This window comes from Algibacter sp., from assembly GCF_049667265.1.
GTDB lineage: Bacteria > Bacteroidota > Bacteroidia > Flavobacteriales > Flavobacteriaceae > Algibacter_B.
This window is the reverse complement of the sequence record NZ_JBATHX010000447.1, coordinates 1-3,554: the sequence shown is the minus strand read 5'-3', so window position 1 is coordinate 3,554 and position 3,554 is coordinate 1. Positions and strand designations below refer to the sequence as shown.

General features: G+C 32.9%; 3 protein-coding genes and 1 pseudogene. 2 read left to right on the top strand and 2 right to left on the bottom strand.

Annotation, left to right across the window (positions count from 1 at the left end; all coding sequences use genetic code 11):
- Positions 1–474: pseudogene (locus WBN21_RS15475) on the top strand (ATP-dependent Clp protease ATP-binding subunit); the annotation flags it as partial.
- A gap of 54 nt (positions 475–528) precedes the next feature.
- Here WBN21_RS15475 and WBN21_RS15470 read toward each other — a convergent pair.
- A complete protein-coding gene (locus WBN21_RS15470) occupies positions 529–1,827 on the bottom strand; it encodes an MFS transporter (RefSeq protein WP_424201856.1) in 1,299 nt (432 codons plus the stop codon).
- A gap of 167 nt (positions 1,828–1,994) precedes the next feature.
- Entirely contained in the window at positions 1,995–2,810 is an 816-nt protein-coding gene (locus WBN21_RS15465; protein WP_424201854.1) for a M48 family metallopeptidase, read from the bottom strand.
- Positions 2,811–2,973: 163 nt separating this feature from the next.
- Here WBN21_RS15465 and msrB point away from each other — a divergent pair, with 163 nt between their 5' ends.
- Positions 2,974–3,453, top strand: a complete 480-nt coding sequence (gene msrB / locus WBN21_RS15460; protein ID WP_424201852.1) for a peptide-methionine (R)-S-oxide reductase MsrB — start codon at positions 2,974–2,976, stop codon at positions 3,451–3,453.
- Positions 3,454–3,554: the final 101 nt, after the last annotated feature.

The following is a 3,554-nucleotide window of genomic DNA, read 5'->3' as shown; positions in this document are numbered from 1 at the left end:
GCGCGTAAACTTAAGGATTTTGGAACAGGAATTGGTTTTGGTACAGCTTCTCAAAAAGCGCAAGAAGATGCCAATGCTAGAAGTGTTATTGAAAACGCCCTTAAAAAATCATTCGCACCAGAATTCTTAAATAGAATTGATGATGTTGTTGTTTTCAATGCTTTAGAAAAGGAAGACATCAATAAAATTATTGATATTGAATTAGAAAAACTTTTAACTAGAATTAAAGGATTAGGCTATAACTTAACAATTACTGATGCAGCGAAAGATTATATTGCTGAAAAAGGTTTTGATAAACAATACGGCGCCCGTCCTTTAAAAAGAGCTATTCAAAAGTATGTTGAAGATGCTTTGGCAGAAGAAATTGTAGCGTCAAATCTTCAAGACGGAGATCATATTAAAATTGACTTAGACGCAAAAACTGAAGAGTTAGTTATTAGTATTAAAAAAGCTGAAAAACCTACGGAATCATAGGGTTTCTTAATTTTAATCATAAAAAAAAGCCGCTCAAATTGAGTGGCTTTTTTTTTATTCTTTATTTGATAATTTTGGAACTCTAAACAACAAAATAATTCCTGCTAAAAAGAAAACAAATAAAAACAAAATGGCATAGCGCATTGATTTATATTGTGAAACAATTGCAAAAATGAGCATCCCAATAACAATGCCAATTTTTTCAGCTACATCATAAAAACTAAAGTATGAGGTTGTGTCTTTAGTTTCAGGCAAAAATTTTGAATAGGTTGAACGCCCTAAAGACTGAACGCCACCCATAACTAAGCCCACTACTCCCGCGGCAATATAAAAATCTACAGGTGTAACCATATAAAAGGCATATACACAAATGCACATCCATATAAAATTAACACCAATCAGCGTATTTATATTTCCATATTTTGATGATGCCTTAGAAGTTAAAATGGCACCCAAAATGGCCACTAATTGAATAACTAATATACTTACAATTAACCCTGTTGTTTTCTCACTATCAGAAGTCCAAGCAATTTCCTTTTCGCCATAATAAACAGCCATTAACATGATAGTCTGCACTGCCATACTAAAAACAAAAAAGGCATTTAAGTATCGTTTTAGCCTTAAGTTTTGTTTAAGCTGATTCCAAACTATTTTTAATTCTTTAAAACCATTAAATACCACATCCTTAGTTACTTTATGCCCTGAAGAAACACCTTTTGGCAAAATATAGAATGTATATTGACTAAATAGTGCCCACCAAATTCCAACGGTTATAAATGAGTATTTCATCATTTTAATTGCACCTGCTTTATCATCTTGACTCATAACCATAACTAAATTGAGCACTAATAAAAGTACGCTACCAATATAGCCCATAGAAAACCCTTTTGCGCTTATACTATCTTGTTGCTCCTCAAAAGCAATATCTGGCAAATAGGAATTATAAAAAACCAAACTCCCCCAATACCCAATTAATCCCATAAAATAGAATAATAGACCTAAATGAATATGCTCAATATCAAACCAATATAAACCTATACAACCTGCAGAGCCTAAATAACAAAAGAACTTCATAAAGTTCTTTTTATTTCCAACATAATCTGCAATTCCCGATAAAAGCGGTGATAAAAAGGCAACTACCAAAAACGTAAATGCCGTAACAAAAGAAATTAAAACCTCTTGTTTCATTTGAAACCCAAAAGCCATAACAAGAGCTTCTTTAGAGTCAAATAAAGAAGAATAAAAGAGCGGGAAAATTGATGAAGCAATAGTAAGTGTATAAACCGAGTTTGCCCAATCGTAAAACGCCCAAGCATTTAAAAGTTTTTTACTTCCTTTTTCAAATTGATTCATATAAAATCTTTAACATTAAATAAACTTTTCACTCAAAACCATGAGCTCCTATTTTTTATAGAATTATTGAAACATTCACTTTTGCTATTGCAACAATAAAAAAAAGCTACCCTTTTTTTGAGCAGCTTCTAAAGTAAACAAATATTTTTATTTGAATAATAAAAAAATTATCTAAAGGTTGTAACACCAAATTTTTTGGCTTCTACTTTTGCTTGAGGAGCCCATTTCGTAAGGTTTGCTATCCTTGTATCATTTGATGGGTGTGTACTCATAAATTCTGGTGGCGCTTGTCCATCGCTATTAGCTTTCATACGCTTCCATAATTCTGCTGCTTCACTCGGGTTGTAACCTGCTATAGCCATTAAATAAATACCAATTTGGTCAGATTCAGTTTCATGACCTCTACTAAATGGTAGCATAACTCCTAATTGCGAGCCAATACCATAATATTGATTAAATGCGTTTCTTGCATTTTCATCTGAAATAGCAATATTTCCTGCAATGGCAATACCTTGTTGCAAGTAAGCTGCACTCATACGTTGTTGACCATGATTAGCTAAAGCATGTGCAACCTCATGCCCCATAATTGCTGCAACACCTGTTTCATTGGCTGCAATTGGTAATATACCAGTGTAAAACACAATTTTACCACCTGGCATACACCAAGCATTTACAGTTTTATCGTCTACTAAGTTATACTCCCATTTATAATCATTTAAATACCCTTGATTCCCATTAGCATTTAACCAACGTTCTGCAGCTACTGCAATACGCTGCCCTACTCTAGTAATCATTTCAGCATCTTTAGTACCTGTAATAACTTTATTTTCAGTTAAAAACTGACTGTATTGGGCAAAAGCCGTTGGAAACAACTGAGAATTAGGCACTAATGCCATTGTCTTTTTTCCTGTAAAAGGGTTAGTAGCACACGCAAAAACTAGAGCTACTACACCTATTAATATAAACGTATGTTTTATCTTCATCCTACTTAAGTTTAATTTAGTTATTAAAAGTACAAAAATTGTACCTTTAATTTTTTAGACACCTAAATTATTTTTTTGTCACAATTAAAAAATACATCTTACTTAAATTAATTGTTAGGTTTTACATTATTCTGCGACTTAAATTTAAATAAATTTTTAAGGTATGAAAAAGTTATTAATTGCATTTAATCTTGTTTTATTTTTTAGTTGCAACTCTACAGCTCAAAAAAAGTCTGATGAAGCAACCAAACCTTTTAAAGTTACTAAAACCGACGCTGAATGGAAAGCACAATTATCAGGAAAAGAATTTTATGTGTTAAGGCAAGCCGGAACAGAACGCGCTTTTTCAAGTCCGTTGAATAAAAATAATGAAGCTGGATTGTACCTTTGTAAAGGATGTGATACCCCTTTATTTAAAAGTGAATTTAAATTTGATTCTGGATCGGGATGGCCAAGTTTTTATAAAGAAATTGAAGGTAACGTAGATTTCTCGACAGATTACGATTTAGGTTATGCCAGAACGGAAGAACATTGTGCTACTTGTGGCGGACATTTAGGTCATGTTTTTAATGATGGTCCAAAACCAACAGGGAAAAGACATTGTATAAATGGTGTGGCCTTAAAGTTTATTCCTCATAATTAGCAGTATACCCCCGAGAAAGATTGAGGCATTTGCTGAAGCTCTTTTTGTGTTGTTGCACCCCTGCCTGCCAGCAAGCAGGTATGCAACACAAAAAATCGACT

What these genes read in the sequence shown, in the direction of transcription:
- WBN21_RS15470 (WP_424201856.1), bottom strand. Translation starts at nt 1,827, where the DNA reads ATGAATCAATTTGAAAAAGGAAGTAAAAAACTTTTAAATGCTTGGGCG.
- WBN21_RS15465 (WP_424201854.1), bottom strand. Translation starts at nt 2,810, where the DNA reads ATGAAGATAAAACATACGTTTATATTAATAGGTGTAGTAGCTCTAGTT.
- msrB (WP_424201852.1), top strand. Translation starts at nt 2,974, where the DNA reads ATGAAAAAGTTATTAATTGCATTTAATCTTGTTTTATTTTTTAGTTGC.